At 69.7% G+C, this 22547-nt stretch carries 26 protein-coding genes; 9 read left to right on the top strand and 17 right to left on the bottom strand.

Annotation, left to right across the window (positions count from 1 at the left end):
- Positions 1 to 228: 228 nt before the first annotated feature.
- The 3 genes from ACXJJ3_RS17855 to ACXJJ3_RS17845 are packed head-to-tail and all read right to left on the bottom strand — an operon-like array spanning position 229 to position 2198.
- Positions 229 to 1014, bottom strand: coding sequence for an arylamine N-acetyltransferase family protein (locus ACXJJ3_RS17855; RefSeq protein ID WP_458171289.1), 786 nt, complete (start codon positions 1012 to 1014; stop codon positions 229 to 231).
- Between the two features lie 24 nt (positions 1015 to 1038).
- Positions 1039 to 1425: a VOC family protein gene (locus ACXJJ3_RS17850; protein WP_458171288.1), complete on the bottom strand. Its 387-nt coding sequence runs from the start codon at positions 1423 to 1425 to the stop codon at positions 1039 to 1041.
- Positions 1425 to 2198: a GntR family transcriptional regulator gene (locus ACXJJ3_RS17845; RefSeq protein ID WP_458171287.1), complete on the bottom strand. Its 774-nt coding sequence runs from the start codon at positions 2196 to 2198 to the stop codon at positions 1425 to 1427. The genes ACXJJ3_RS17850 and ACXJJ3_RS17845 overlap by 1 nt, the downstream gene beginning before the upstream one ends.
- A gap of 86 nt (positions 2199 to 2284) precedes the next feature.
- Here ACXJJ3_RS17845 and ACXJJ3_RS17840 point away from each other — a divergent pair, with 86 nt between their 5' ends.
- On the top strand, positions 2285 to 3391 hold the full coding sequence (locus ACXJJ3_RS17840; RefSeq protein WP_458171286.1) for a YeiH family protein: 1107 nt from the start codon (positions 2285 to 2287) through the stop codon (positions 3389 to 3391).
- Here ACXJJ3_RS17840 and ACXJJ3_RS17835 read toward each other — a convergent pair.
- The 4 genes from ACXJJ3_RS17835 to ACXJJ3_RS17820 all read right to left on the bottom strand — a co-directional run bounded on the left by ACXJJ3_RS17835 (position 3376) and on the right by ACXJJ3_RS17820 (position 6839).
- The gene (locus ACXJJ3_RS17835; protein ID WP_458171285.1) at positions 3376 to 5178 is read right to left on the bottom strand and encodes a glycoside hydrolase family 2 protein; all 1803 of its coding nucleotides are present in this window, start codon (positions 5176 to 5178) and stop codon (positions 3376 to 3378) included. The genes ACXJJ3_RS17840 and ACXJJ3_RS17835 overlap by 16 nt on opposite strands.
- A 95-nt stretch (positions 5179 to 5273) precedes the next feature.
- The gene (locus ACXJJ3_RS17830; RefSeq protein WP_458171284.1) at positions 5274 to 5633 is read right to left on the bottom strand and encodes a hypothetical protein; all 360 of its coding nucleotides are present in this window, start codon (positions 5631 to 5633) and stop codon (positions 5274 to 5276) included.
- Positions 5630 to 6358: a class I SAM-dependent methyltransferase gene (locus tag ACXJJ3_RS17825; RefSeq protein WP_458171283.1), complete on the bottom strand. Its 729-nt coding sequence runs from the start codon at positions 6356 to 6358 to the stop codon at positions 5630 to 5632. The genes ACXJJ3_RS17830 and ACXJJ3_RS17825 overlap by 4 nt, the downstream gene beginning before the upstream one ends.
- Before the next feature lie 37 nt (positions 6359 to 6395).
- Complete coding sequence (locus tag ACXJJ3_RS17820) at positions 6396 to 6839, bottom strand: GNAT family N-acetyltransferase (RefSeq protein WP_458171282.1); 444 nt, start codon at positions 6837 to 6839, stop codon at positions 6396 to 6398.
- Positions 6840 to 7021: 182 nt separating this feature from the next.
- On the opposite strand from ACXJJ3_RS17820, the gene ACXJJ3_RS17815 reads away from it, so the two are divergent.
- On the top strand, positions 7022 to 7840 hold the full coding sequence (locus ACXJJ3_RS17815) for a TRM11 family SAM-dependent methyltransferase (protein WP_458171281.1): 819 nt from the start codon (positions 7022 to 7024) through the stop codon (positions 7838 to 7840).
- Here the strand turns inward: ACXJJ3_RS17815 and ACXJJ3_RS17810 are convergent.
- Both ACXJJ3_RS17810 and ACXJJ3_RS17805 read right to left on the bottom strand, forming a co-directional pair.
- Positions 7752 to 8621: an amidohydrolase family protein gene (locus tag ACXJJ3_RS17810; RefSeq protein WP_458171280.1), complete on the bottom strand. Its 870-nt coding sequence runs from the start codon at positions 8619 to 8621 to the stop codon at positions 7752 to 7754. The two genes, ACXJJ3_RS17815 and ACXJJ3_RS17810, sit on opposite strands and share 89 nt — an antisense overlap.
- Positions 8614 to 9843, bottom strand: coding sequence for an ATP-grasp domain-containing protein (locus ACXJJ3_RS17805; protein WP_458171279.1), 1230 nt, complete (start codon positions 9841 to 9843; stop codon positions 8614 to 8616). The genes ACXJJ3_RS17810 and ACXJJ3_RS17805 overlap by 8 nt, the downstream gene beginning before the upstream one ends.
- A gap of 98 nt (positions 9844 to 9941) precedes the next feature.
- Between ACXJJ3_RS17805 and ACXJJ3_RS17800 the strand changes: the two genes are divergently transcribed.
- Positions 9942 to 10556 (top strand): hypothetical protein, encoded by a 615-nt coding sequence (locus ACXJJ3_RS17800; RefSeq protein ID WP_458171278.1) that lies wholly within the window; start codon positions 9942 to 9944, stop codon positions 10554 to 10556.
- Here the strand turns inward: ACXJJ3_RS17800 and ACXJJ3_RS17795 are convergent.
- Both ACXJJ3_RS17795 and ACXJJ3_RS17790 read right to left on the bottom strand, forming a co-directional pair.
- Positions 10553 to 11299 (bottom strand): esterase family protein, encoded by a 747-nt coding sequence (locus tag ACXJJ3_RS17795; RefSeq protein WP_458171277.1) that lies wholly within the window; start codon positions 11297 to 11299, stop codon positions 10553 to 10555. The two genes, ACXJJ3_RS17800 and ACXJJ3_RS17795, sit on opposite strands and share 4 nt — an antisense overlap.
- On the bottom strand, positions 11259 to 12335 hold the full coding sequence (locus ACXJJ3_RS17790; protein WP_458171276.1) for an alpha/beta hydrolase: 1077 nt from the start codon (positions 12333 to 12335) through the stop codon (positions 11259 to 11261). The genes ACXJJ3_RS17795 and ACXJJ3_RS17790 overlap by 41 nt, the downstream gene beginning before the upstream one ends.
- A 64-nt stretch (positions 12336 to 12399) precedes the next feature.
- On the opposite strand from ACXJJ3_RS17790, the gene ACXJJ3_RS17785 reads away from it, so the two are divergent.
- Complete coding sequence (locus ACXJJ3_RS17785; RefSeq protein ID WP_458171275.1) at positions 12400 to 12744, top strand: MmcQ/YjbR family DNA-binding protein; 345 nt, start codon at positions 12400 to 12402, stop codon at positions 12742 to 12744.
- Positions 12745 to 12751: 7 nt separating this feature from the next.
- On the opposite strand, the gene ACXJJ3_RS17780 is transcribed toward ACXJJ3_RS17785, so the two are convergent.
- The 4 genes from ACXJJ3_RS17780 to ACXJJ3_RS17765 all read right to left on the bottom strand — a co-directional run bounded on the left by ACXJJ3_RS17780 (position 12752) and on the right by ACXJJ3_RS17765 (position 16457).
- Entirely contained in the window at positions 12752 to 12979 is a 228-nt protein-coding gene (locus ACXJJ3_RS17780) for a hypothetical protein (RefSeq protein ID WP_458171274.1), read from the bottom strand.
- 93 nt (positions 12980 to 13072) lie between these two features.
- Complete coding sequence (locus tag ACXJJ3_RS17775; RefSeq protein WP_458171273.1) at positions 13073 to 14155, bottom strand: winged helix DNA-binding domain-containing protein; 1083 nt, start codon at positions 14153 to 14155, stop codon at positions 13073 to 13075.
- Positions 14156 to 14364: 209 nt separating this feature from the next.
- Entirely contained in the window at positions 14365 to 15105 is a 741-nt protein-coding gene (locus ACXJJ3_RS17770) for a response regulator (protein ID WP_458171903.1), read from the bottom strand.
- The gene (locus ACXJJ3_RS17765; RefSeq protein ID WP_458171902.1) at positions 15102 to 16457 is read right to left on the bottom strand and encodes a sensor histidine kinase; all 1356 of its coding nucleotides are present in this window, start codon (positions 16455 to 16457) and stop codon (positions 15102 to 15104) included. The genes ACXJJ3_RS17770 and ACXJJ3_RS17765 overlap by 4 nt, the downstream gene beginning before the upstream one ends.
- Positions 16458 to 16637: 180 nt before the next feature.
- Between ACXJJ3_RS17765 and ACXJJ3_RS17760 the strand changes: the two genes are divergently transcribed.
- From ACXJJ3_RS17760 to ACXJJ3_RS17750, 3 genes are all read left to right on the top strand, one after another.
- On the top strand, positions 16638 to 17339 hold the full coding sequence (locus tag ACXJJ3_RS17760) for a M15 family metallopeptidase (protein WP_458171272.1): 702 nt from the start codon (positions 16638 to 16640) through the stop codon (positions 17337 to 17339).
- Between the two features lie 26 nt (positions 17340 to 17365).
- A complete protein-coding gene (locus tag ACXJJ3_RS17755; RefSeq protein ID WP_458171271.1) occupies positions 17366 to 17728 on the top strand; it encodes a hypothetical protein in 363 nt (120 codons plus the stop codon).
- Positions 17729 to 17985: 257 nt separating this feature from the next.
- Positions 17986 to 18372 (top strand): pilus assembly protein CpaE, encoded by a 387-nt coding sequence (locus ACXJJ3_RS17750; protein WP_458171270.1) that lies wholly within the window; start codon positions 17986 to 17988, stop codon positions 18370 to 18372.
- A 31-nt stretch (positions 18373 to 18403) separates the two neighbouring features.
- Here ACXJJ3_RS17750 and ACXJJ3_RS17745 read toward each other — a convergent pair whose 3' ends face one another.
- Entirely contained in the window at positions 18404 to 19117 is a 714-nt protein-coding gene (locus tag ACXJJ3_RS17745; RefSeq protein WP_458171269.1) for a YqeB family protein, read from the bottom strand.
- 64 nt (positions 19118 to 19181) lie between these two features.
- Between ACXJJ3_RS17745 and ACXJJ3_RS17740 the strand changes: the two genes are divergently transcribed.
- Both ACXJJ3_RS17740 and ACXJJ3_RS17735 read left to right on the top strand, forming a co-directional pair.
- Complete coding sequence (locus tag ACXJJ3_RS17740) at positions 19182 to 20195, top strand: ornithine cyclodeaminase family protein (protein ID WP_458171268.1); 1014 nt, start codon at positions 19182 to 19184, stop codon at positions 20193 to 20195.
- A complete protein-coding gene (locus tag ACXJJ3_RS17735; protein WP_458171266.1) occupies positions 20195 to 21529 on the top strand; it encodes an aromatic amino acid lyase in 1335 nt (444 codons plus the stop codon). Before ACXJJ3_RS17740 ends, ACXJJ3_RS17735 begins: the two co-directional genes overlap by 1 nt.
- Here the strand turns inward: ACXJJ3_RS17735 and ACXJJ3_RS17730 are convergent.
- Positions 21524 to 22546, bottom strand: coding sequence for an ABC transporter substrate-binding protein (locus tag ACXJJ3_RS17730; protein WP_458171265.1), 1023 nt, complete (start codon positions 22544 to 22546; stop codon positions 21524 to 21526). The two genes, ACXJJ3_RS17735 and ACXJJ3_RS17730, sit on opposite strands and share 6 nt — an antisense overlap.
- Position 22547: the final 1 nt, after the last annotated feature.

Here is a 22547-nt window from a genome sequence, read left to right as displayed (position 1 = left end):
GCGGGAGGGAGCAGAGCGACCGGAGCACCTGCGGAGCACGCGGGGGGCTGACCACATCCCCCCGTTCACCACATCCCCCCGTTCACCACATCCCCCCGTTCACCACATCCCCCCGTTCACCACATCCCCCCGTTCACCACATCCCCCCGTTCACCACATCCGCTCGTTCACCACATCCGCTCGTTCACCACGTCCGCCTGTTCACCACATCCCATCTCGCGTCGGCGGTTACAGCAGGCGGAGGCGGTCTATTTCTTCGTCGCTGAGGATTACGTCGAGGGATGCGAGGACGTCGGGGAGGGCCGAGGGAGGTACGGCGCGTTCGGTGGTGGGGGTGTTGGGGTGGTCGGTGTAGAGGGTGGTGCCTACGAGGCGGCGGACTTCGCCTTCCCGAACTCGCATTGCTACCGGGCGGCCGGTGAAGGGGGAGTTGGGGTGGGTGGAGACGTAGTGGTGGTAGACCTCGTAGTCGATCGGGCGGACTGGTTCGTCGTTCGAGGCGTGTTGGGGGATCCAGCCTTCCGACTCCCGCTTGGACAGGGTCCAGAGGTCGCCGTCTTGGGTGAGGCGGTGGTCCCAGCCGGCTTGGTTGATGACGATGCCGTCCTTCAGAGGAGTTGGGTACAGCTGGCCGGCGCCGAAGCCTACATCTGCGAGGAATTCCGAGCCGTCGACGCCGACCTTCAGCAGGGCGTGGGTGCGGGGTCCGGACTTGTGTGGCTGGACGCGCGCGACCCGGCGTTCGACGGCGTACCCGAGTTGCTCCAGTGCTGCCCCGAACAGCAGGGCGTGTTCGTAGCAGTAGCCCCCGCGTTGGCGGCGGACGAGTTTGGTCTGGATGGCGTCCAGGGAGATCCCGGGATGTGTCCCGAGGATCACGTCGATGTTCTCGAACGGGATCGCGAGCACGTGCGCGCGGTGCAGACTCCGCAGCGCGTCGGCCGACGGCGCGACCCGCGGGTGGTCGATCCGGGTCAGATAGGCGTCCAGGTCCAGTTCTTCGGTGTCCCACATGCCCATCACCTCAACACTTCCAGTTCACTTGAGGTCAAGCTCGGTGAACAGCGTGAGCTGAATGCCGCCCGGCGTCTCCAGCCGCGCGTTCAGCGAGTTCCACGGCGTACGCACAGGTTCGGCGATCACGGTTGCCCCGGCCTCCGACAACTGGCGGGTGGCCGCGGCGGAATCGTCCACCTGGAAGGCGATCCGGTACTTGCCGGCCACCCGTCGCCCGACCTCGACCGCGTCGATGAAGTCGGCCTGGGCCGGATCCGCGATCTCCAGGGTCGCCCGCTCGACGGAGAGGATCGTCACCCGGCCGTCCTCCGACGAGTACGACGCCTGCTCGGGCAGCCCGAGTACGTCGCGGTAGAACGCGACCGCCTCGTCGTAGTCGTCCACCGTGACGACCAACCGCAGCTCCATCACCACGCCTGGGTCAATGCCGTGCTGCTCGGTGTCAGCCGATACCCGGAATGGGCCGAGTACTCCGCCGACAAGGCGAACCGGTCGCCTCGGACGATTGTGTGCCGCCACTCGACCGGGCGGTTCTGGGCGCTGCCCTGGCGGACGATCGAGAACACGGCGGCGTCCGCGGGGCAGTGCAGGACCTTGCGTTCGGCAACGGTCGGCGTGACCGCGCGGATGTCTTCGCGGCCGTGGTCGAGGACGATGCCGGTGCGGTTCGCGAGTTCGTTGTACAGGCTCGTGTGCGTGAAGTCCGCGTCCAGCAACGGTTCCGCGAGCGTCGCGGGAAGCCAGACCCGGTCGAGCGCGAGCGGTTCGTCGCCGGCGTACCGGAGGCGTTCGAGGTAGAGGAGCGGGATCGACTCCTCCAGGTCGAGGCGGGCCGCGACCACGCCGTCGGCGCGGACGTCGAGCGCCCGTACGACGCTGCGTTGCGGCAGGCCGGAGGCCTCGACGGAGGAGAACAGGCTGTACAGCGCGCCCATCGGCTGCCGGATCTCCGGTGTCGTCGCGACCCGGGGCTGCCGGCCGCGTTCGGCGACGATCAGGCCGTCGGTGCGCAGTTGGACGAGCGCCTGCCGGACGGTGTGCCGGCTGACGGCGTACTCGTCGACGAGCGCGAGCTCCCCCGGGAACGCGTCGTCGAACTCCCCGGATCGCAGCCGTCGGACCAGGTCCGACTGCAACTGCTTCCAGAGCGGCTCGCCGCCGCCTCGCTCCAGCTTGGGCACACGCGTTCCTTCCAGAGTTGCCAAATGTCCGGTCATCTCCTACCTTGAATGTACGTACATTTCTGGCAGAAGGGGAGCAGCTAGTGGTGCAGCTCGAGGTTAGGACACCTCACTACCTGGCCGCCGCTGTTCCCGCCGTACGCCGCCTCGGTACGGCGTTGTCGCGCCGCCGGGGACTCGCGATCGTGCTCGCCGTGACCGCCGTCGCCGTACCGCTCGGCCGGCTGGTCCCGATCGTCGGCGGACCGGTTTTCGGCATCCTGATCGGCGTGGTCGCGGGCAGCGTGCTGCCTGTACTACGCGCCGACGTCTGGCGCCCGGGCTACGAGTTCGCCTCGAAGACGCTGCTCCAGCTGTCGATCGTCGTACTCGGCACCGGCCTGTCGCTGCAGCAGGTCGCGCGGGTCGGCGTCTCGTCGTTGCCGGTGATGCTCGGCACGCTCGCGATCGCGCTCGGCGGCGCGTGGCTGTTCGGCCGGATCCTCGGCGTCCGCGGTGACACCCAGACGCTGATCGGCGTCGGTACGGCGATCTGCGGCGGCTCGGCGATCGCGGCCGCGACCGCGGCGATCGGCGCCAAGCGCTCCTCGGTCGCCTACGCGATGGCGACGATCTTCACGTTCAACATCGTCGCGGTGCTGACGTTCCCGCCGATCGGCCACCTGCTCGGGATGAGCTCGGAGGCGTTCGGCCTCTGGGCCGGTACGGCGGTCAACGACACGTCGTCGGTGGTCGCGGCCGGGTACGCGTACAGCCAGGCCGCCGGCGACCAGGCGATCGTGGTGAAACTGACCCGGTCGCTGACGCTGATCCCGATCGTACTGACGCTGGTCGCGCTGAAGATCCGCCGCGAGAACCGGGCGGCCCGTGCCCTCGACGCGGCGTCCGACGGCAAATACGAAGGCGCCACGGCCTCGATCCGCAAACCGTTGCCGTGGCGCAAACTCGTACCGCTGTTCCTGATCGGCTTCATCGCCGCCGCGGGCCTCCGCTCGGCGGGCGTCGTACCGGAGTCCTGGCTGCCGACGCTCACCGTCGTCGGCAGCACCCTCATCACCGCCGCGCTCGCCGCGATCGGCCTGTCGCTCCGCCCCCGCGAGCTCCGCGACGCAGGACCCAAGCCGCTCTTCCTGGGAGCGATCCTCTGGATCCTGGTCGCCGTCGGCAGCCTGCTGCTTCAGTCCTTCTCGTAAGCGGCCTGACGCTCCTGGATCGCCTTGATCCGCGGGACGTCGAGCTTGTTGCTGCGGTCGAAGTTGTAGATGCCGTTCTCTTCCTGGAACACGTCGGTCAGCTGCGTGTAGCAGTAGCCGAACATCAGCTCGTTGTCGAGCAGCGCGTCGATCAGGCCGGCGAAGCGGACGTAGAAGTCCTCCTCGTTCGCGACCCGCTGGCCGTAGCCCCAGGAGTCCGCCGAGTTCCCGCTCTTGCCCGCGGCCGCCTTCTCCGCGTTCCACCAGATGCCGCCGAACTCGCTGCAGAAGTACGGCTGGCCGTCGTAGGCCAGCGAGAGCGGCTTGTCGTCGCGGGTGTTCCCGTACGGCTTGTCGTTGACCAGGTCCGCCATCTGCCGCGCGAACTCGGCCGGGTCCTGCTCGTAGTTGTGCGAGTCCCAGACGTCGGTCTCGGGGACGCGGTGGCTGTAGCCGGAGGCGTCCAGCACCGGGCGGCTGGTGTCCGCGGCCTTGGTGGCCAGGAACATCGCGCGGGTCACGTCGTCGAGCTGGGTGATCCGGTCGTGCAGCAGCTGGTGGGTCTCGTTCAGCGGGCACCAGCCGACGATGCTCGGGTGGCTGTAGTCCCGCTCGACGGCCTCGAGCCACTGCCCGACGTACGTCGCGGTCGGCTGCTGGTTGTCGTTGCCGGTGTCGCCGACGCCGGAGCCCCAGTCGCCGAACTCGCCCCAGACCAGGTACCCGAGCCGGTCCGCGTGGTACAGGAACCGCTCCTCGAAGACCTTCTGGTGCAGGCGCGCGCCGTTGAACCCGGCCGCCAGGCTGAGCTCGATGTCGCGCACGATCGCCTCTTCGGACGGCGCCGTCATCAGGCTCTCCGGCCAGTACCCCTGGTCCAGGACGAGCCGCTGGAAGACGTGCTTGCCGTTGATCAGGATCGCCTTGCCGTTGATGCTCACCGAGCGCAGGCCGGCGTACGAGTCGGCGCCGTCCACGACGTTGCCGTCGGCATCGACCAGCTCGACGCGGACGTCGTACAGGTGCGGGTCGGTGGTGTCCCAGAGCCGGACGCGCTCGGCCGGGACCGGCAGCGTCAGGCGCGGGGCCAGGTCGAGGTCGGCGCGCACCTCAGCGGTGGTGATCTCGCCGTCGGCGTCCTTCAGGACCGCGCGCACCTTCCAGCCCGGCTTGTTCGCGGAGAGCGGGACCTCGAGGTGGAAGCTGGAGCCCGCGACGTCCGGGGTGATCCGCGGCCGCTTCAGGTGCACGGTCGGCACCGCCTCCAGCCAGACGGTCTGCCAGATGCCGGTGGTCCGGGTGTACAGGCAGCTGTGGTTCGCGTACAGCTGGCTCTGCTTGCCGCGGGCCTGCGGGCCGCGGTGGGTGTCGCGGGCGCGGACGACGACCGTCGCCTGCTCGCCGGGCTTGGCGACGTGCCGCAGGTTGGCGCTGAACGGGGTGAACCCGCCGCGGTGCCGGACGACCTCTTCGCCGTTCACCCAGACGGTGGCGTCGTGGTCGACGGCCTGGAAGTGCAGCACCGCGTCCTTGCCGTCCCAGTCGGCCGGGATCGTCACGGTGGTGCGGTACCAGACCGCCTCCATGAAGTCGACGTCCTCGATCCCGGACAGCTCGGTCTCCGGGGCGAACGGTACGACGATCCGCCGCTCCAGTTCACGCTCCCGCAGGCCGCGCTCCAGGCCGGAGTCCGACCGGTCGATCTCGAACTGCCAGTCGCCGTTCAGGTTCAGCCAGTCGGGCCGAACGAACTGCGGACGCGGGTGCTCCGCACGAGGCTGCGTCATGAACTCTCCCGTGGTGCTGATCTGGTAGGGGCAGCAGCACTTTACAACGTTGGAATGACCGGGGCAACGGGTCGTTCCGCGGACAGCCGGAGGCGCTAGTGAGGCAGTGCTCGAAGGGCGAGCGCCTGGGTCAGCGCGAACGCCCCGACCTCGGTCGCGACCGCCGCCAGCAGTGCGGTGAGCACGAACTGCTGGCTGGTCACCGCGGCCGCGACGATCCCCGCGGTGGCGACCAGGTTGACCGTCAGTACGACGCGGAGCGCCTGCCGGCGCGGAGCCCGCGCGGTCAGGTAGGCCAGATACGCGGACCAGGCGAGTACGCCGATCCCGGAGACCGCGAGCGCCGTCGCCGGCAGCTGGGCCAGGCCGGCCAGCGGGCGGGCGAACGCCATCAGCGCGACGGCCGCGACCGCGCAGTACAGGACATCGAGGCGGAGAGTCCTGTCACCGGTCATGCGTCCAGCGTAGGCGGGCGGGTGAAGAGCGCGGTATTCAGGAAATCCGCGGCCAAGGCGTCCGGGCGTTCCTGGACCGCGCGGAGCTCGACCGGGGTGAGGTTCGCGAAGATCGCGCGGAGGTCGTCGAGCGTGAACGCCATTCCGCCGTACGTGTCGCCGGTCGCGACCACGTCCAGGTCGCTCGGGGCCTCCATTCGCTCCGCCGCGAACACCACGATCCCGAACCGTCCACCGGGCCGGACGAGCGGCAGCACCCGCTGCAGGTAGGTGATCCGCCGATGCGGCGCGATGTGGTGGAAGCACCCGGAGTCGTACACCACGTCGTACGCACGATCCGGCAGCGGATCCCGCAGTACGTCGGTCGTCGTCAGCGTGACCGTCGCGGGCATCGTCGGCCGGACCTGGTCGAGCAGGTCCGCGGCGAGGTCGATCCCGTCGACGACCGCCCCGCGCTCGGCGAACCACCGGGTGTTCCGCGCGCCGCCGCACCCGACGTCCAGCACCCGCGCCCCGTCGAGGTCCCCGAGCAGCCCGCGCTGCTCCCAGTCCACCAGCGGCTCGTCCGGAAGCCGCGTCGCCAGCGGATGCCCCGGTGTACTCAGCAACCCACTCCAGAACTCCGCGGCCGACGCGTCGGACCGGTCGCCCCGGCCGCTCGCGGCCACCACCCGATCGAGGATTTCCAGCAGCTGGCTAACGGTGTGAATCCGAGTGTCGGGCACGCGCCGATTCTACTGCAAAACAAGGCGATTCTCGCCCTCAGAGGGGCTTGCCGTAGCAGTGCGTTCGAGGCTCGTTGGTGTATTTGCCCCAAGGGGCTATGCGTGCGTAGCCGCTTGATTGGTAGAGGGCGATGGCCTCCGGCTGGTTCTCCGAGGTGGTCAGGCGCAGGTATGGGTGGCCGGCTGATCGGGCCGCCTCTTCGACGGCGGCCAGCAATCTGCGCGCGTGCCCTCGACCGCGGGCGGCCGGGGTCACGTACACCCGCTTGATCTCGGCGTCTCCGGGATGAGGAGTGTTCGGGCCGAACACCTGGAGTGCGCCGCATCCGACAGGCTGTCCCTCGTCGTCGAGTGCGACGAAGTACCGCGCGCCGTCCTTGACCTGTGTCCGTCCCTCGGCGCCGTTCCTGGAGACGAGCTCGTCGAACGCGGCCTTCAGCAGGACAGCCAGTTCCGGGTCCTCCGTCGGCCGTTCGTCCACGTGTGCCATCCGCCAAGAAAATCAGATGAGGACGGAGTGCGCGACCGAATACCCTGCCGTCGATGTCGTGTTCCTGAAGGCGCAGGTAGGACCGCGGCCGGCCCCGGGTGGGGTCGGCTCGATGCGGCATGTCTGCGCCGCGCTTCGACTCATCCGTCGATCGCGAGCCTTCGGGAGCGTTCATGCTCAGCATCACCGACCACCTTGTCCTGCGTACGATCGACGGCGCCGCGGACCTCCTCGTCGAGGAACTCCGTGCGCTGCCGTCCGTCCGCTCCGTCCGCCAGACGTCCGCCTGCGTCGTCGTGTGCACCCTCGACGGGCCGCTGGACGAACTGGCGGCCTGTCCGGTTTACTCGACCGCCGAACTCCGCGAACCGGACCGGTCGCGGCAGCTCGGTCTTCCCGGCGCGCTGGCCTGGAGCCGCCGCTTCGGCCGTCACGAGCGGTTGCCCTGGTCAACCAATCTGATCGTCGCCGAGGTCCTCGTCAGGCTGGCGAAACTCCGGCCGGGCCAGCTCGTCCTCGACCCGTTCTGCGGCACCGGCACGATCCTCCGGGCCGCCCGCCGCCACGAGCCGGCGGTCCGGCTGATCGGCCTCGACCACCAACCCCTGGCCGGCCGCAACGTCGTACAAGGCAAGGCCGAGGCCCTTCCGCTGGCCGACGGCTGCGTGGACCGGGTCGTGGCAAACCTGCCGTTCGGAAAACTGGTCGGTACCCACCGGGACAACAGCCGTCTCTACCCGGCCGCCCTGAGCGAACTCGACCGCGTGCTGACGCCGGACGGCCGCGTCGTGCTGCTCACCGAGGACAAGCGCCTGCTCCGCGAAACCGTCCAGGCCAGCCCGTTCAAGGTCGTCCGCGAACGCCTGCTCAAGTACAACGGCGCGACCCCGACCGCCTACGTCCTCACCCGCACCCGAGCAGCCGGGCGCCGTTCGACCAGCACACCGCGCGGAGCCAGTCGTCGCCGAGCTCCAGCTCCTCCAGCGCCGTGAGCTGTACGGCGTACTCGTACGGGATGTTCGGGAAGTCCGACCCGAGCACGATCCGGTCCTGCAGGTCCCGCAACCGCGGGACCAGCTCCCGCGGGAACGGCATCATCGCCTCGACGAACGGCGTCAGCGCCATCGTCGTGTCCAGGTGCACGTTCGGGTACGCCGTCAACGCCAGGTGCTCGGCGTACTCCGGCATCCCCAGATGCGCGATCACCGCCGTCAACGCCGGGTGCCGCCGCAGGACCTCGCCGATCGGCCCGGGACCGGTGTGCCGGCCGGGGATCGGGCCCGACCCGCAGTGCACGACGACGGGTACGCCGGCCTCCGCGAGCTGCCCCCAGACGTCGTCGAGCTCGCCGGACCGCGGGTCGTAGTCGCCGACCTGGACGTGCACCTTGAAGATCCGCGTCCCGAGCTCGAGCGCCTCCCGCACGTACGCCGCCGCCGACGGCTCCGGGAAGAAGGTGCCGCTGGCAACACAGCCCGGGGTCCGCGCGGCGAAGTCCCGCGCCCACGAGTTCAGAGACTCGGCCATCCCCGGTTTGTGCGGGTACACCAACGCCGGAAACGCCCGTACGCCCAGGGATTCTAGCGTTTTCAGCCGTTCCTCCACCGAGGTCCGGTACGTGATCGGCCACTCGGTCCCGTAATGCGTGGACGCCTGGTCGAAGTACGCCCAGACCGCGTTCAGCACCCGGTCCGGCAGGAAGTGCACGTGGACGTCGACCAGGCCGTCGAGCCCGAGCCGCCGCCACCACGCCGGTACGTCGGAGTCACGCATCGGCGACCCAGAGATCGGTGAGCCCCTTGAAATGCGCGAAGAACTTCTCCTGCTCGTGCACCGGGTACGTCGCCGCGACCGTCTCGCGGAGCACCCGCTCGAAGTCCGGCCCGGCCACCCAGTCCTTGACCCGCAGGTCGAAGTCGCCCAGGTGCGACGCGCACCATTCCTGGTACTTCGCGGTCTCGAAGTGCTCGTCCGCGAGCCCGAGATACCCGTCCAGCTTGGCGTCGTAGTCCAGCGACGGGTCGTCCGCGATCTCGAAGTACCGCTCGGTGCGCAGGTCGACCGACGAGCGCCGGCCGGTCGCCAGGCAGAACACCGACCACTTCACCAGCGCGCTCAACGCCCAGGGGAAGTAGTAGTGCAGCGACGTGACCGCGACGTCCGGGCAGGCGTTGGCGTAGTCGATCGGGTGCACCTCGTCGCCCTTGACCAGCATCTCGCAGGAGTTGAACTCCCAGCCGAAGAACGCGTTCACGATCCGGCTGATCGCCACCGCCTGGTGCCCGGCCGACGCCGACAGGAAGTCGTGCGAGACGGCGTACCGGTTGTGCATCGGCTGCTCCGGCCGGAAGTCCATCACCATCGTCTCGGCGCCGATCGACAGCGCGCGGGCGAACTTGTCGTAGTCGACGGTCGCCTGCAGGTGCATCAGCATCTCGCCGGACTCGTCGTACGCGCGGTGCAGGTCGTCGGCGTTCTCGATCCGGGACACGCCCCGCCAGCCGCCGCCGTCGAACGGCTTCATGTACAGCGGGTACCCGAGGTCCGCGGCGATCGCGTCCAGGTCGAACGGCTGGTTGTACTTCGCCGACGTGTACGCCCAGCGCACGTTGTCGACCGGGTTCTTGTACGGCACCAGCACCGTCTTCGGGATCTTCAGCCCGAGCCGGAGCATCGCGCAGTACGCCGAGTGCTTCTCCATCGACTGGAACGTGAACGGGGAGTTCAGCAGGTACGTCCCGTTCATCAGCGCGGCCTTCTTCAGCCACTCGCGCGGGTGGTAGTACCAGTACGCGAGCCGGTCGATCACCAGCCCGACCTTGACCGGGTCGTTCAGGTCGAACGGCTCGATCGTCAGCCGCCGGGACCCGAACTCGTGCTCGCGTCCGTCGATCGTGACCGGTCCGACGCGCTGCAGCAGCGCCTCGAACGCCTGTGGCCAGTCCTCCTCGGCGCCCAACAGCAACCCGATCAAGTGCCGCGTGCGATCAGCCACAGTCGTCCTCCCGTCCGTCGGCGTGCCTCTTGAGGGTATGTACCCGAACGCATCCCGTCGACCGGAACTCGGGCCGGTCGCCGAACGTCCGAGCAGACGTGGAAGCCGGAGAGCTCGCCCAGCGCAGCAGTACCGCGCTCCGTTCGCTGAACACGCTGCGCGGATTCCGGCGGCACACGACCAAGGCCACCGGTGTGACGGTCAGCCTCGGCGCCCTCAGCCTGGCGGGCCTGGCCGGCGGCGTCGTCGAACTGGTCCGCGACCAGCCGCACGCACTCCTCTTCGGCGGTGTCGGCGTACTGCTGCTAGCGGCAACGGTTGCCGTCCACCGGCTCCGCGGACGCCGCCTGTACGCCGCCTTCCGCCGCGACGGCTGGATCGCGGTGCAGGCGCCGACCGGGTTCCTCTGGGACGTCGAAGCCTCGACGCTCCGGTACGGCCCCGGCCCCGGCGAGCCGCTGACGCTGATCGCCGCCGCGAACCTCCAGCCCGCCGACTTCGTCCGCCCGCTGACCGCCGTACGCCGGTACCTCGAAGGCCTCACCGATGCCGAACGCGCCCGGCTCAGCGAGCGGATCCGGCAGGCCGGCCTCAGTACGCCGCTGCCCGCGGACCGGTTCTTCCCGGACGCGACGGGCTGCCTGCTCGACGTCGGCCGTACCGACCTCGTCGTGGTGATCCCGCCGAAGTACGTCATCCCGGTCAAGGTCTAACAGAACCGCGGCAGGTGGTGAGCGATCTGCTGCCGCCACCACGGCCAGTCGTGGGCGACGTCGAAGCCCCAGAGGTCGAGCTCGTGCGGGATGTGCTTGTCCGCCAGCAGGGCGGCGGTCTTCAGGGCCGACGGCAGCGAGCCGGTCGGATGCGTCTCCCAGTCGCCCTGCCCGACGGTGAGCAGGATGAACAGCCGCGACCGCAACCACTCCAGATGGTCGCCGGACAGCCCGGGCAGGTAGTCGGCCGGGTTGTTGAAGTACGTCGCGTCGCCGCGTTCGCCCCACGCGTGCCAGCTGGCCGCGTCGTAGTTGCCCGACTGGCAGATCGCGACCGGGAACAGGTCGGCGCGCTTCAAGGCGAAGTTGAGTGCATGGAATGCGCCAAGACTGCACCCGGTGGTGATGATGTCCGGTGCAGCCGGCGAGTCCGCCCCTATCATCGGCACCACCTGGTTCACGATCCAGGACTCGAACAGTTCGTGCCGCCGGGCGCGGAGTTCCAGCTGGATGCTGCTGTCCGACCAGCTGACGTGGTCGTAGGAGTCGACGCAGTACAGCTTCACCCGGCCTGCCTCGATCAGGTCGGCGACCGCGTCGACCATGCCGTTGTTCTCGTAGTCCCAGGCGCGGCCCTGCTCGCTCGGGAAGACCAGCACCGGGCGGCCGAAGTGGCCGTACCGGATCAGGGTGCCGCGGCGGTCAAGCCCCGGCGCCTCCAACTCGACCTGCACCCGTTCCATCGGCCCCACCCCAGGTCTGTCGCAGTAGCTCCGTCAGCTCAGGATCCAGCACATCCCGCCAGGCTGTGAAGTTGTGCATGTCGGGAGTTTCGTCGAGTACGGCGGACAGCCCGAGCTCGGCCAGCTTCGCCGCCAGCACCCGGTTGTTGTGCACGTTCTCCTCGGTCGTCCCGGCCGTCAGCGCGACCGGCGGCGTACTCGGGGCCGTGGTCGCGGTCAGGACCTGCTCGACGAAACCGGTGACCTGGGCGTAGTACTCGAACTTGGCCTCCTGCGGGTCGGTCTCCGGCGTGAAGAACGACCCGGACTGCAGGAACAAGCCGGAAAACGTGTTCGGAAAGTTCCATTCCGCGTGGAAGGCCGCCAGCGCGCCGAGGCTCGCGCCCATCATCACGGGCAGCCGGCTCCGGTACTGCGCCTGCACGGCCGGCAGCACGTGCTGCGTCAGAGCGGCGGCGTACTCCGGGCTCGCGGCGTACCAGAGGTTCCGGTACGTCGGCCGGAGCAGCGCCAGCCGGAACGGCGGGAGGCTGCCCGCGGCCACGAGAGCGCCCGCGTAGTGCGTAAGCCCGGCGTACGCCGCGAACTCGGGCCCGTCGTGCGCGAGCAGCAACGGCAGCTCGAATGTCGGCGCGATCCCGTCCGGCGCCCACACCTGGACGTCGACCGGTCCGACCGGGGAGTCGACAGTGAGGGGCGTGAGCGTGGACGCGATCGGCGCGACCGCGATCCACGAGGGTTCGACGTACCCCGGCAGCGGCAGCCACGAGTGGTCGCCGAACGCGCCGCCCACGACCCGCGGGTTCGTCGGGTCGGTCCGCATGCCGAGGTCGGCGATGTCGAACAGGTACTCCATCCGGTGCACCGACGGCCGCGGCAGCCGCAGCTCCCAGCCGTAGCCGACCGGCTTGAACTCGAGCAGCTCCGCGGGAAGCCCCAGCTCCTGCCACAGCCGGACGCCGGTGAACGCATGCGCAGCGTCACCGAGGCGGAACACCACTTCGGCCCCTTCGACCGCGCTCACGACAGCAGGCATCCGACCACGGTAGCCCGGGAAATGCTGACAACCCCTGTCAGTGATGGCGTTCTATCGTGGGAAGGTGGTCGATCTCACCGACATCCGCGCCATCACCGCGGACCTGCCCCGCAGCTACGAGGTTGTGGTCCGCGACCGGATCAAGTTCCGCGTCGGCCAGATCGTCTACCTGGCGGTCGCGCCCGACGAACAGACCATCGGCCTCGGCTTCCCCCGCGAAGAACGCGCCGCCGCCCTGGCCGCCGAACCGGACAAGTTCCTCCCACCGCGCCCGTCCGACGAGCGCTTCCAGTGGATCGAACTCAACCTGTCCGCCGTCGACTACGACGAAGTCCGCGAACTGATCCTCGACGCCTGGTCGATGTGCGTCCCGAAGAAGGTCAGAGCCCAGTACTTCGGCTCAACCTGAAGAACGATCAGGCTTCCCAGAGATCGAAGTTCGGGTAGCTGACCGGCCCGACGTTCCGGCAGTCGTAGCTACCGGCGTACCCGTTGCGAACGTCCGCACTGCCGGCGTTGTTGCAGGCCGTCCAGTTGTGGCCGTAGCTGCGTACGTAGTGCCAGGCGTCGGCGTTGGCCTGCAACGGACCCGCGAACGCGGCCAGTGCGGTGGTTGCGATCGCGAGCGTGACGACTCGGCGCATGGTGACCTCCTGGGAAGACGGGCGGTGACCTGCTCGACAGTCACAGAGAGCGTTGACTGCCGCAACGAATTCGACAGGGGTGGAAACGCTCTGTCAGGTGATGACTACAGGGGTTGCCGTGGTGCCGATGAAGGTGAGGAGGTTGGTGGCTTCGGCTTCGAGGGCGGATCTGGTGCTGGGGCTGATCGGGGCGTGGGGCTTGATCTCCAGGGTCTTGCCGCGGTGGTGGCGCCAGTCGGCGCTGTAGTCGCCGTCGATGAGGACTGTGCCCATCGTGGCGCCGTTGCCGGGTGGGAGGGGGACGGGGCGTTCGGCCGGGTTCACGCGGCGGCGGTCGGCGTGGGAGAGCAGGAGGTTGTCGTACTCCGGGAGGAACCGGACCGGCGCGGGCGTCTCCGGGTCGGGCAGGGGACCGTCGGGTACGTCGTACAGCTCGCGCCCGGCCTCGTCGGCGTACACGCGGAGCCCGGGGCGGAGGCGGTCGACGACCTCGCGAAGTTTCGTCAGGCCGGACCACATCTGGATGTCGGCCACGGTCGCCGGGCCGAACACCGCCAGGTACCGCAGCACCAGCGCGTCGATCGACGGATCCGCGTCCGCGGACCGGCCGAGCCAGCTCTCGACGGTCTGCAGGGCCGCGGCGCCGGTCTTGCCCCAGACGCCGCGGGGCGTGACCTGGACCGTGCCGACCAGGTAGCTGACCGCGTACGCCATCGCGGTCGCGTCCCACTCCGGCCAGCGCTTGCCCAGCACCTCGCCGAGCCGGCTGCGGGTGTACGGCTCCTGACTCAGCAGTTCGGCGCCGTAGGCAACGACCGCGTCGAGGTCGACACCGGCCAGCCGCTTGCCGAAGGCACCACGCAGCCCGCGGTCGGCGACCGGGTGGACGAGCCGCCACAGCCGCAGGCAGTCCTCGGCGGTGACCAGGTGGATCGTGGCCCGCATCAACGAAGCCCGCACCGCCCGCCGGTCCGTCATCAGCGCTGCCAGTTCGGCCGGGTCGAAGTTCTCCAGCCGCGACCACAAGGCGACGTACGCCGCCAGCGGCGCCTGCGCCTGGAGCCCCACCAGCCGCTCGATCAGCTCGGCGCTGGTCCCGGGCTCCCGGTGCAGCAACTGCTGCCGCTGGAGCAGCGCACGGTTCAACTGACGACGGCTCAGGACGGTGGCGTTCACCGCCCAAGCCTACGAAAGGCGCGGCCGGTCATCCTCAGGTAGTAGACCGGAACCATCCTGACGGCCGATGGGTACGGCGTCCCCGCGACGCACTCTGGAATCATGACCGGGGACTTCTTGCCGCAACGCCGAAAGGCGTCGGCGCTCAGCCAGATCGTGACCGTAGTACTGCTGCTCGTCGCTGCCGCCGTGGCCGCCTGGCTGTTCCTCTAGGACTCCCAGCGCACGTCCGCCTCGCCGGGCCGGACCACGCCGGCCTCGTACGCGACCACCACCGCCTGGACCCGGCTCGACAGCCCGAGCTTGGACAGCACCGAGCTGACGTGCGTCTTCACCGTCGTCTCGCTCACGAACAGCTTCGTCGCCAGGTCCCGGTTCGACAGCCCGCGGGCCATCCAGACCAGGATCTCCCGCTCGCGTTCGCTCAGCTGCGCCAGCAGCCCGACCCACCGCGGATCAGGCTGCGCCGGCGCGGCAACCGACGGACCGCCGTCGACCTGGCGTTCCAGCTCCATGCAGCGTTCCAGCAGCACCCGCGTCGACGCCGGGTCGACGAGCGAGTCGCCCCGGTGCACCGCGCGGACGGCCGACACCAGCAGATCCGGGTCCGTGTCCTTCAGCAGGAACCCGGACGCCCCGGCCCGGACCGCCGCCAGCACGTACGCCTCGTCGTCGAAGGTGGTCAGCACCAGTACGGCGGGCCGCGCCCGCCCGGCCGCCCGGTTCGCCGCGGTGATCCGCTCGGTCGCCACCAGTCCGTCCATCACCGGCATCCGGATGTCCATCAGCACCACGTCCGGGTCGTACCGGTCGATCAGCCGGAGCGCCTCCTCGCCGTTCTCGGCCTGTGCGACCGTGGTCAGGTCCGGCTCGTGGTCGAGGATCATCGCCAGGCCCATCCGGATCACACCCTGGTCGTCCGCGACGAGGATCCGGATCGGCTCGCTCACTTCTGCGGCGGCAGCCATGCCTGCACTCTCCATCCACCCAGGGGGCCGGCCGCGACGGCGAGGGTTCCGCCGACCGCTGTGGCCCGTTCCCGCATCCCGATCAGTCCGTTGCCGCGACCGCTTTCCTTGCGGCGCGCCGTCTCCAGTACGTTCACCGGCGGCGGGCCGCCGTTCCCGTTGTCGTCGATGGTCAGCAGCTCGCCCTGCGGTCCACTCTGCCAGGTCACCCGCGCCGCGGACGCCTTCGCGTGCACCATCACGTTGGTCAGCGCCTCCTGGATGATCCGTACCGCGGTCAGGTCGGTCGCGGAGGTCAGCTGCCGCTGCCGGGGCGGGAGCACCATCGTCACGTCGATGCCGACCGCCTTCAGCCGCTCACCCATCCGCGCCACGTCGGCCAGGTCCGGCACCGGCGCGGTCCCGCCGCCCGAACCGGTGTCGCCGGCGATCTGCGGCGAGGCGGTGTTCAGCACCCGGACGGTCTCGCGCATCGCGGTCAGCGCCTCCTTGCCGCTGGCAATGATCCAGCGGATCGCCTCCCGCAGTACTTCGGGACGCTGGTCGGCGACCCGGTCCGCGGCCTGCGCCCGGATCACGACCGCGCTGACGTGGTGCGAGATCACGTCGTGCAGGTCGCGGGCGATCCGGGTCCGCTCCGCGACCGCGGCCCGCTCGGCCTCGACCGCACGCAGCCGGACGAGTTCGGCGTTCCGCTGCTCGAGCAGGGCGACCGACTTGCGGCGCCGCCGGGTGTCCGCGCCGAGCAGCACCATCCCGCAGATCAGTGCCTCGGCGAACACGAACAGTGAGATGTCGATGTAGGTGTAGAGGCTGCCGACGTCGCGGGGGAGGGCCTTGTACCGCGGGCCCTGCAGTACCGCGCGGTTGACGTGGCTGAGGACGATCGCGACCACGGTCGGCAGGCCGATCATCAACCCGGCGAGGCTGCCCATCGTGAAGAACAGGCAGGTGAACCGCCGTACGCCGGCCGACGCGGCGAGGTACCCGACCACCAGCAGCGGGACCAGGTGGATCTCCGACTGCAGGGCGGCGTCGCTGATCTCGGGCTGCCCGAAGATCGTCAGCCCGAGCTGCGCGGCCAGCCCGGTGCCGACCGCGGCGTACATGAACGGGTACAGCGCGGAGACGATCACCAGCATGGTCCGCGGGATCCGCCGCGCGAACGCGATCGTGGCGACCAGGAACGCCCCGGTGACCACGGACACCGCCGGGTTGTGCGGCCGCAACCAGGTCCCGTTGATCAGGTTCAGCGCCACGAACCAGACCAGCCCGACGACCGCAGCCAATAGCAGATCCTGCTGCCCCTGCGTCATCCGCCGCCACAGTCCCATCACGTCGCCCAGCGTAGTGAACTGCTGTTTGCCGAAGCTTCATCTCGCCGGAGGGGCGTTCTCTCCAACTTTTGGAGGAGGCTCGGCGTCCGAACTGATACTCAGGGGCTACAGATAGGGCCGCAGGACGGTCCCTGGGACGGATGCGTCGACCGCCCTGACCACGAAAGGCTGTACCCCATGACCGAGGACCACCCGCCCGACCGGCCCAAGGGGCGCCGATTGCTGTCCGTGATCGGTGGTGTCGGGGTCGTTGCGGTGGTCGGGTCCTTGCTGGTCTGGCACCAGCAGGTCGGCGACGCCCTCGGCCTCGGCGCCGACAAGGTGCCGGTGGTGTCGACCGAGAGCGCGCCGGCGTACAGCGTCCCGGCCACGACGGCGGTGCCGACCAGCACCCCGACGCCCCGCCGTACGACGAAGACGCCGCCCACCACGACCCCGGCGGACAAGCCGACCAAGAAGCCGACGAAAAAGCCGACGCAGGTGCCGCGCGAGGAGGACATCGACGCGCTGTCCCCGAAGCTCGAGGCCCGGCTGAAGAAGGCGTTCGCGGCGGCGGAGGCGGCCGGGGTGCCGATCCGGATCAACTCCGGCAAGCGCAGCGCCTCGAAACAGCAGCGGCTGCTGAACGAGGCGATCGAGAAGTACGGCTCGTACAAGGCGGCGACCCGCTGGGTGCTGCCCCCGAAGTACTCCGCCCACGTGCTCGGCAAGGCCGTCGACATCGCTCCGGCGGCCGCGATGACGTGGCTGGACAAGAACGGCTGGCGGTACGGCATCTGCCGCCGGTACGACAACGAACCCTGGCACTTCGAGGCGATCACCACGCCAGGGACGAAATGCCCGCCGCGTGAACCACACGCGGTGGCCGCAACAGACTGACTACTTGGGGGAATACCGAGATGACGATGACCTACGCACAGCCCTTGACCCGGCGCTACACCCGCGCCCGGCTCGCCGTCCCCGCCCTGTGGCGGCAGGTGATCCGGACCAGCGACAAGACAGAGCAGACGATGGCGGAGCCGGACCGGTCCGCGTACACCCAGCTGGAGATCTACGACGGCATCCTGGCCGCCTTCGAGCGCCGCGACGAGGTGGCAGTGGTACTGCGCTCCGCCGCCGACCGCCCGGCCGTCGTCCGCCGGCTGCGCGCCGAGTTCGGGCTCAGCCACCTGCAGGCGACGGCGCTGGTCGACCTGCCGCTGACCACCGAGTGCCGGGACCGGATCGCCCGCCGCGCCGAGGAGCTCCGGACCGCCCTGCACCGCTGATCCGGGTACTGAACAGTCCGCGCGCGAGTCGCATTCAAGAGGTCACGCCAAGGCGTGGAGCCTGCTGCGCGCCGCCCCGCGGGGCCCTGGGCGGCGTTGTCGTCGGTCGACAGGACTCCGTCCTGCCTCCCTCCTCCGCCTTGCCCAGCACCCCACGGGACGACGCTTGCGACGGCTCCACGCCTTGGCGTGACCTCTTCGGTGGTGGCGGCTCGCGCGGACCTGCGGTATTTGCGTGCCGTGGGGAGGATGGAAGCGTGATCACGATCGAGCAGGCCGGACGACTGCGCAAAGCCGGGGTGCTGTGGACCCCCGGCGCCGGGGACCGGTTCGTGGTCCCGGACCGGGACATGGACGACGACGTGTTCGTGGTGAGCGACATGACCGTCGAGGTGCACGACTACCAGGGCAGCAAGGTGATCGGCTTCAACGGCACCACGGAGTGGGCCCTGGACAGCATCGAGCAACGTGAGGTGATCTGGCTACCCCGCGAGGAGCAGCTCCGCGCCTTGCTCGGCCCCCACTTCCACTCCCTCGAAGCAACCCCCGACGGCTACCGCATCACCCTCACCGGCAGCACCCACGAAGCCGCAGACGCCGAACAGGCGTACGCCGAAGCCGTCCTCCACTTACTGGATGCTTGAACGCGTCATCCATCCACACCCCGCCGCTGTATCAGACCCTCCAGTACTGCTTCTTGTCTTTGTCCTTCACCGTGTAGCCGAGGTGGGTCAGCTCGTCGCGGAGTTCGCGGAGGTCGGCCTTGCCCTTGTCGCCGTCGTCGAAGGCCTTCGAACGGACCTTGAGGATCGCGTTCACCGCCGGCGGCAGATCCGGGTCGTCCTCGATCCAGCGACGGAAGTCCGCCTCGTGCGGGTCGCCCGCCTCGGACCACGGGTACCCGTGCGCCCGGAACGCGGCCGCGATCTTCGGCGTCTCGGACTTGAACTGGTCGTGCTTCTCGCGCGCCAGCTCCCGCGAGCTCGCGTCCTGCAGGACGATCTCCTTGCCCTCCAGGAACGCCACCGACACCTTCTCCCGCGGCACCGCCACGGTCTTCTGGTGCTTCAGGAACTCCACGGACCGGTTGCTGATCGTGATCCGCAGCGTGTCGTCCAGCGCCATCGCGGCCAGTACGACGCCCGCGACCAGGCCGACGGCGACGCAGATCGCCACCACCCACCAGCTGTCCCACGCGGCGATCAGCCGCAGCGGTCCCTGGAACGGCACCCACTCGTGCCCGCCGGCCCAGTGCGCGATCCGCGGCAGGAAGAAGCCGAGCACGAGCCCGGCAACCGGCAGCCCGCCGAACAGCACCGCCTTGTCCGCGGCCGAGTGCCCGATCACGGTGTTGTTCGGGCTGCCCGGCGTACCTGTCGTCGACCCCATGCCTCGAACGTAACGTGCGCGCGCGAGACTTAAGTATCGATCGACGGCAACCGAAGGAGCCTGTGTGTCCGAGGGAATCTGGCTGCGTTTCCTGAGCGGTCCGGACATCGGCGCACTCGGCCTCACCCGGCTGGAGATCGTCGACGCCGTCGAGGAGGCGGTCCGTGAGCACGGCGAGGGCCGGACCGCGTTCGAGCCGCGCGTGCACCTCACCCCGGACAACGGCGGCATCGGGCACTTCAACGTCCTGCGCGGCCATCTCGACGGGCTCGGCGAGCACGGGATCAGCGGCGTGAAGGTGGTCGGCGACTTCGTCCCGAACTACCTGAAGGGCCTGCCCAGCGAGCTCGCGATGGCGACCTTGTTCGACCCGACCACCGGCGTACCGCTCGCGGTGCTGGACGCGACCATGATCACCGCGGCCCGGACCGGCGCGATGACGACCGTCGGCGCCCGGCACCTGGCCCGCCGGGACAGCAAGGTCCTCGCGCACGCGGGCGCCCGGGGTACGGCGTGGTGGAACGTGACCATGCTCGACGACCTGCTCGACCTCGACGAGATCCGGGTGACGTCCGCGCGGCCGGAGTCCCGGGAGAAGTTCGCCGCCGACCTGGCCGCGGAACTGTCGACGCCGATCCGGGTGTGCGAATCCGCGGCGGAGGCCTTCGACGGCGCCGACGTACTCGTCGAGGCCACTCGCCTGACCGAACCCGAGCCGCTGCTGCGGACGGCGGCGGTCCGGCCCGGCGCGTTCGTCGTACCGTACGGGACGATCTCCGCGGTCGAGCTGGACCTGCTGGACGTGATGGACAAGGTCGTCGTCGACGACTGGCGCGAGGCGCAGTCCGGCCGCTTCGGATCGCTCCGCCGGCACGTCGACACCGGCCGGCTGTCGCAGGACTCCCTGTACGCCGAGATCGGGGAGATCGTCGCGGGCCGCAAGCCCGGCCGCGAGACCCCGGTCGAACGCACGCTGTTCTGGCATCGCGGCCTGTCCCTGCTGGACGTCGCGATCGCGCACCTGATCCTCCGCCGCGCCGAGGCCGCCGACGCCGGCACGATGCTGCGGTTCCACTGATGATCAACGAACCGAGCGAGTTGGACCCCGCCGGCACCGATCCGATCGAGCTGGCGCCCGCCCTCCTGGACCGCCTGGCCGGCATCCGCGCCGATGCCCTCCACACCCTCACGTCCGGCGACCCCGTGTACGGCGTGAACACCGGCATGGGCAACCTCAGCAAGGTCCGGCTGACCGAGGACGAGCAGCGCCGCCACCAGCGCAACCTCCTCCGCGGCCGCGCCGTCGGCGGCCCGCCCTGGCTGCCACCCGACGAGGCCCGCGCGGTCCTGATCGGCCGGCTCCGCACCTTCCTCACCGGCGACGCGGCCGTGTCGGTCGACCTGATCCACCAGTTGGTTGCCCTGATCAACAGTGGTGACACTCCGGATATCCCCGCCGAGGGCGCCGGATCGGCCGGCGAGATCATCCCGCTCGCCCACGCCTTTGCATCGCTCGACCCCGGGCCGAAGGAAGGAATCGCCTTACTGGCAGGCATTCCCGGCGCCACCGGCCGCGCCGCGCTGCACGCCGGCCGGGTGCGTCGGCTGGCGGATCACCTCACCGCGGTGTCCGCCGGCGCGATCGCGGTCATCGGCGCGAACCGCGATCCGTACCAGCCTCCCGTCGGCCGCGGCGACGACGTACTGGCCGCCGAGCTCACCAGCCTCCGCGACCTGGCAGGTCCCGAACCGGAGCCGCGCAGCCTCCAGTCGCCGGTCTCGTTCCGGGTGGCCGGACATGTGGTCGCGCACGTACGGCGCTCCGTCCAGCAGCTCGACGACGCCGTGGAGCGGGCGTTCGGCGGCGTCACCGATTCACCCGCGTACCTGGACGGCGAGTTCGTCGGCACGGCAGGCTTCCACGGCCTCGACCTCACGGCGTACTGCGACCACCTGACCGCGGCCCTCGCGCATGCCGCCGAGGTGTCGACCGCTCGCCTGCATCGGCTGCTCGACCCGAAGGTCACCGGCCTGCAGCCGCAGCTCGCCCGCGACCCCGGACCGCAGGCCGGCCTGGTCGCGGTCCACAAACGCGCCGTCGCGACCGCGCACCGGCTCCGCCGTCTGACATTGCCCACGGCAATCAGTACGGCGGAGACGTCCAACGGTCAGGAGGACGTCCAGACGTTCTCCTGGGAGGCCGTCGGCAACCTGGCCGAGGCGATCCGGCTCACGCGCGACACCACCGCCTGCGAACTCCTCGCCGTACGCCAGGCCTTCGCGCTCTCCGAACGCCCCGTCCCACCGGGCCTGCAACCGCTGATCGAGGCGGTCGACGCCGTCGTACCGCCGATCGACGCCGATCGTCCGTTCGGCGAGGACCTGACCAGGATCCTCGCAGAGGTGCTATAGGGCCTTCTTCAGCATCGGGGCCAGCTGCGGCAGCGCGTACTTGATCCCGAGCGGTCCGCCGATCGACATCGCGCTGGAGAACTCGCCGCTCGGCGTCCCGGTGTTGATCACCGGCGCGCCGCCCCAGTACGCGATGTGCCCGGCCTTGACCGCGGGCAACGCGTTGAACAGCTTGTCGTTGACGACCGCGGGATCGAGCGTGCCCGAGCTGTCCAGCGCGGCCATGAAGATCACGTCGGCGTTCAGCTTCGGCGTCAGCTCCGGCGAGATCTTCACGTAGAAGTCGCCGTTGTCCATCGCGTCGACCTGCGGGTTGGTCTTGAAGCCGAGCGAGGTCAGCAGCCGCATCCGTGGGTCGGACGGCAGCCATGCGTTCAGGCTGTTCGCCGAGTACACGCCCGCGGTAATCACCTTGCCGGCGAACTCCGGGTTCGCCTTCGCGGTGTCGGTGACCAGCTTCTCGGTGTCCTTGACGACCTGCTCGCCGGCGGCCGTCGTCCCGGTCGCCTTCGCGATCTCGCGGACCTGGTCCTGCCACGGCACGCCGTACACGTTCTTGGTGCCGGCCGGTGCGGCGATCGTCGGCGCGATCGCGTTCAGCGTCTCGAACTGCAACTTGTCATTGATCGTGTTCACGTACACGATCAGGTCCGGCTGCAGCGCCGCGATCTCCTCGTACTTCGGCTCCGAGGCGTTGATCAGCTTCGGCGCCGGGCGGTCGCCGAGCGCGGACTTCACCCAGCCGCGCAGGTTCGTGTTCCCGAACCAGTCGGCGCCTGCGACCGGGACGACGCCGAGCGCGATCGACGCCTCCATGTCCCCGCCGCCGAGCGTTACCACCCGCTGCGGCTTGGCCTTGATCGTGGTCGAGCCGAACAGGTGGTCGACGGTGACGGGGAAGCCCGCGGTGTCGCCGGTACTCGCGGCGGAGTTCGTGGTGGCGTCCTTGCTGCAGGCACCGAGGGCGAGCACGGCGATCGCAAGAGCCGCGACCAGTCGAAGGCGGGGCGGAATCATG

It is taken from the genome of Kribbella sp. WER1, assembly GCF_054189145.1.
This window is presented reverse-complemented; position numbering and strand designations above follow the sequence as displayed.

Bases quoted from the DNA above. Each gene is read 5' to 3' on its own strand.
- ACXJJ3_RS17855 (WP_458171289.1), bottom strand. From the start codon at position 1,014: ATGTGGGACACCGAAGAACTGGACCTGGACGCCTATCTGACCCGGATC.
- ACXJJ3_RS17850 (WP_458171288.1), bottom strand. From the start codon at position 1,425: ATGGAGCTGCGGTTGGTCGTCACGGTGGACGACTACGACGAGGCGGTC.
- ACXJJ3_RS17835 (WP_458171285.1), bottom strand. From the start codon at position 5,178: ATGACGCAGCCTCGTGCGGAGCACCCGCGTCCGCAGTTCGTTCGGCCC.
- ACXJJ3_RS17830 (WP_458171284.1), bottom strand. From the start codon at position 5,633: ATGACCGGTGACAGGACTCTCCGCCTCGATGTCCTGTACTGCGCGGTC.
- ACXJJ3_RS17815 (WP_458171281.1), top strand. From the start codon at position 7,022: ATGCTCAGCATCACCGACCACCTTGTCCTGCGTACGATCGACGGCGCC.
- ACXJJ3_RS17810 (WP_458171280.1), bottom strand. From the start codon at position 8,621: ATGCGTGACTCCGACGTACCGGCGTGGTGGCGGCGGCTCGGGCTCGAC.
- ACXJJ3_RS17795 (WP_458171277.1), bottom strand. From the start codon at position 11,299: ATGGAACGGGTGCAGGTCGAGTTGGAGGCGCCGGGGCTTGACCGCCGC.
- ACXJJ3_RS17790 (WP_458171276.1), bottom strand. From the start codon at position 12,335: ATGCCTGCTGTCGTGAGCGCGGTCGAAGGGGCCGAAGTGGTGTTCCGC.
- ACXJJ3_RS17780 (WP_458171274.1), bottom strand. From the start codon at position 12,979: ATGCGCCGAGTCGTCACGCTCGCGATCGCAACCACCGCACTGGCCGCG.
- ACXJJ3_RS17765 (WP_458171902.1), bottom strand. From the start codon at position 16,457: ATGGGACTGTGGCGGCGGATGACGCAGGGGCAGCAGGATCTGCTATTG.
- ACXJJ3_RS17760 (WP_458171272.1), top strand. From the start codon at position 16,638: ATGACCGAGGACCACCCGCCCGACCGGCCCAAGGGGCGCCGATTGCTG.
- ACXJJ3_RS17755 (WP_458171271.1), top strand. From the start codon at position 17,366: ATGACCTACGCACAGCCCTTGACCCGGCGCTACACCCGCGCCCGGCTC.
- ACXJJ3_RS17745 (WP_458171269.1), bottom strand. From the start codon at position 19,117: ATGGGGTCGACGACAGGTACGCCGGGCAGCCCGAACAACACCGTGATC.
- ACXJJ3_RS17735 (WP_458171266.1), top strand. From the start codon at position 20,195: ATGATCAACGAACCGAGCGAGTTGGACCCCGCCGGCACCGATCCGATC.
- ACXJJ3_RS17730 (WP_458171265.1), bottom strand. From the start codon at position 22,546: ATGATTCCGCCCCGCCTTCGACTGGTCGCGGCTCTTGCGATCGCCGTG.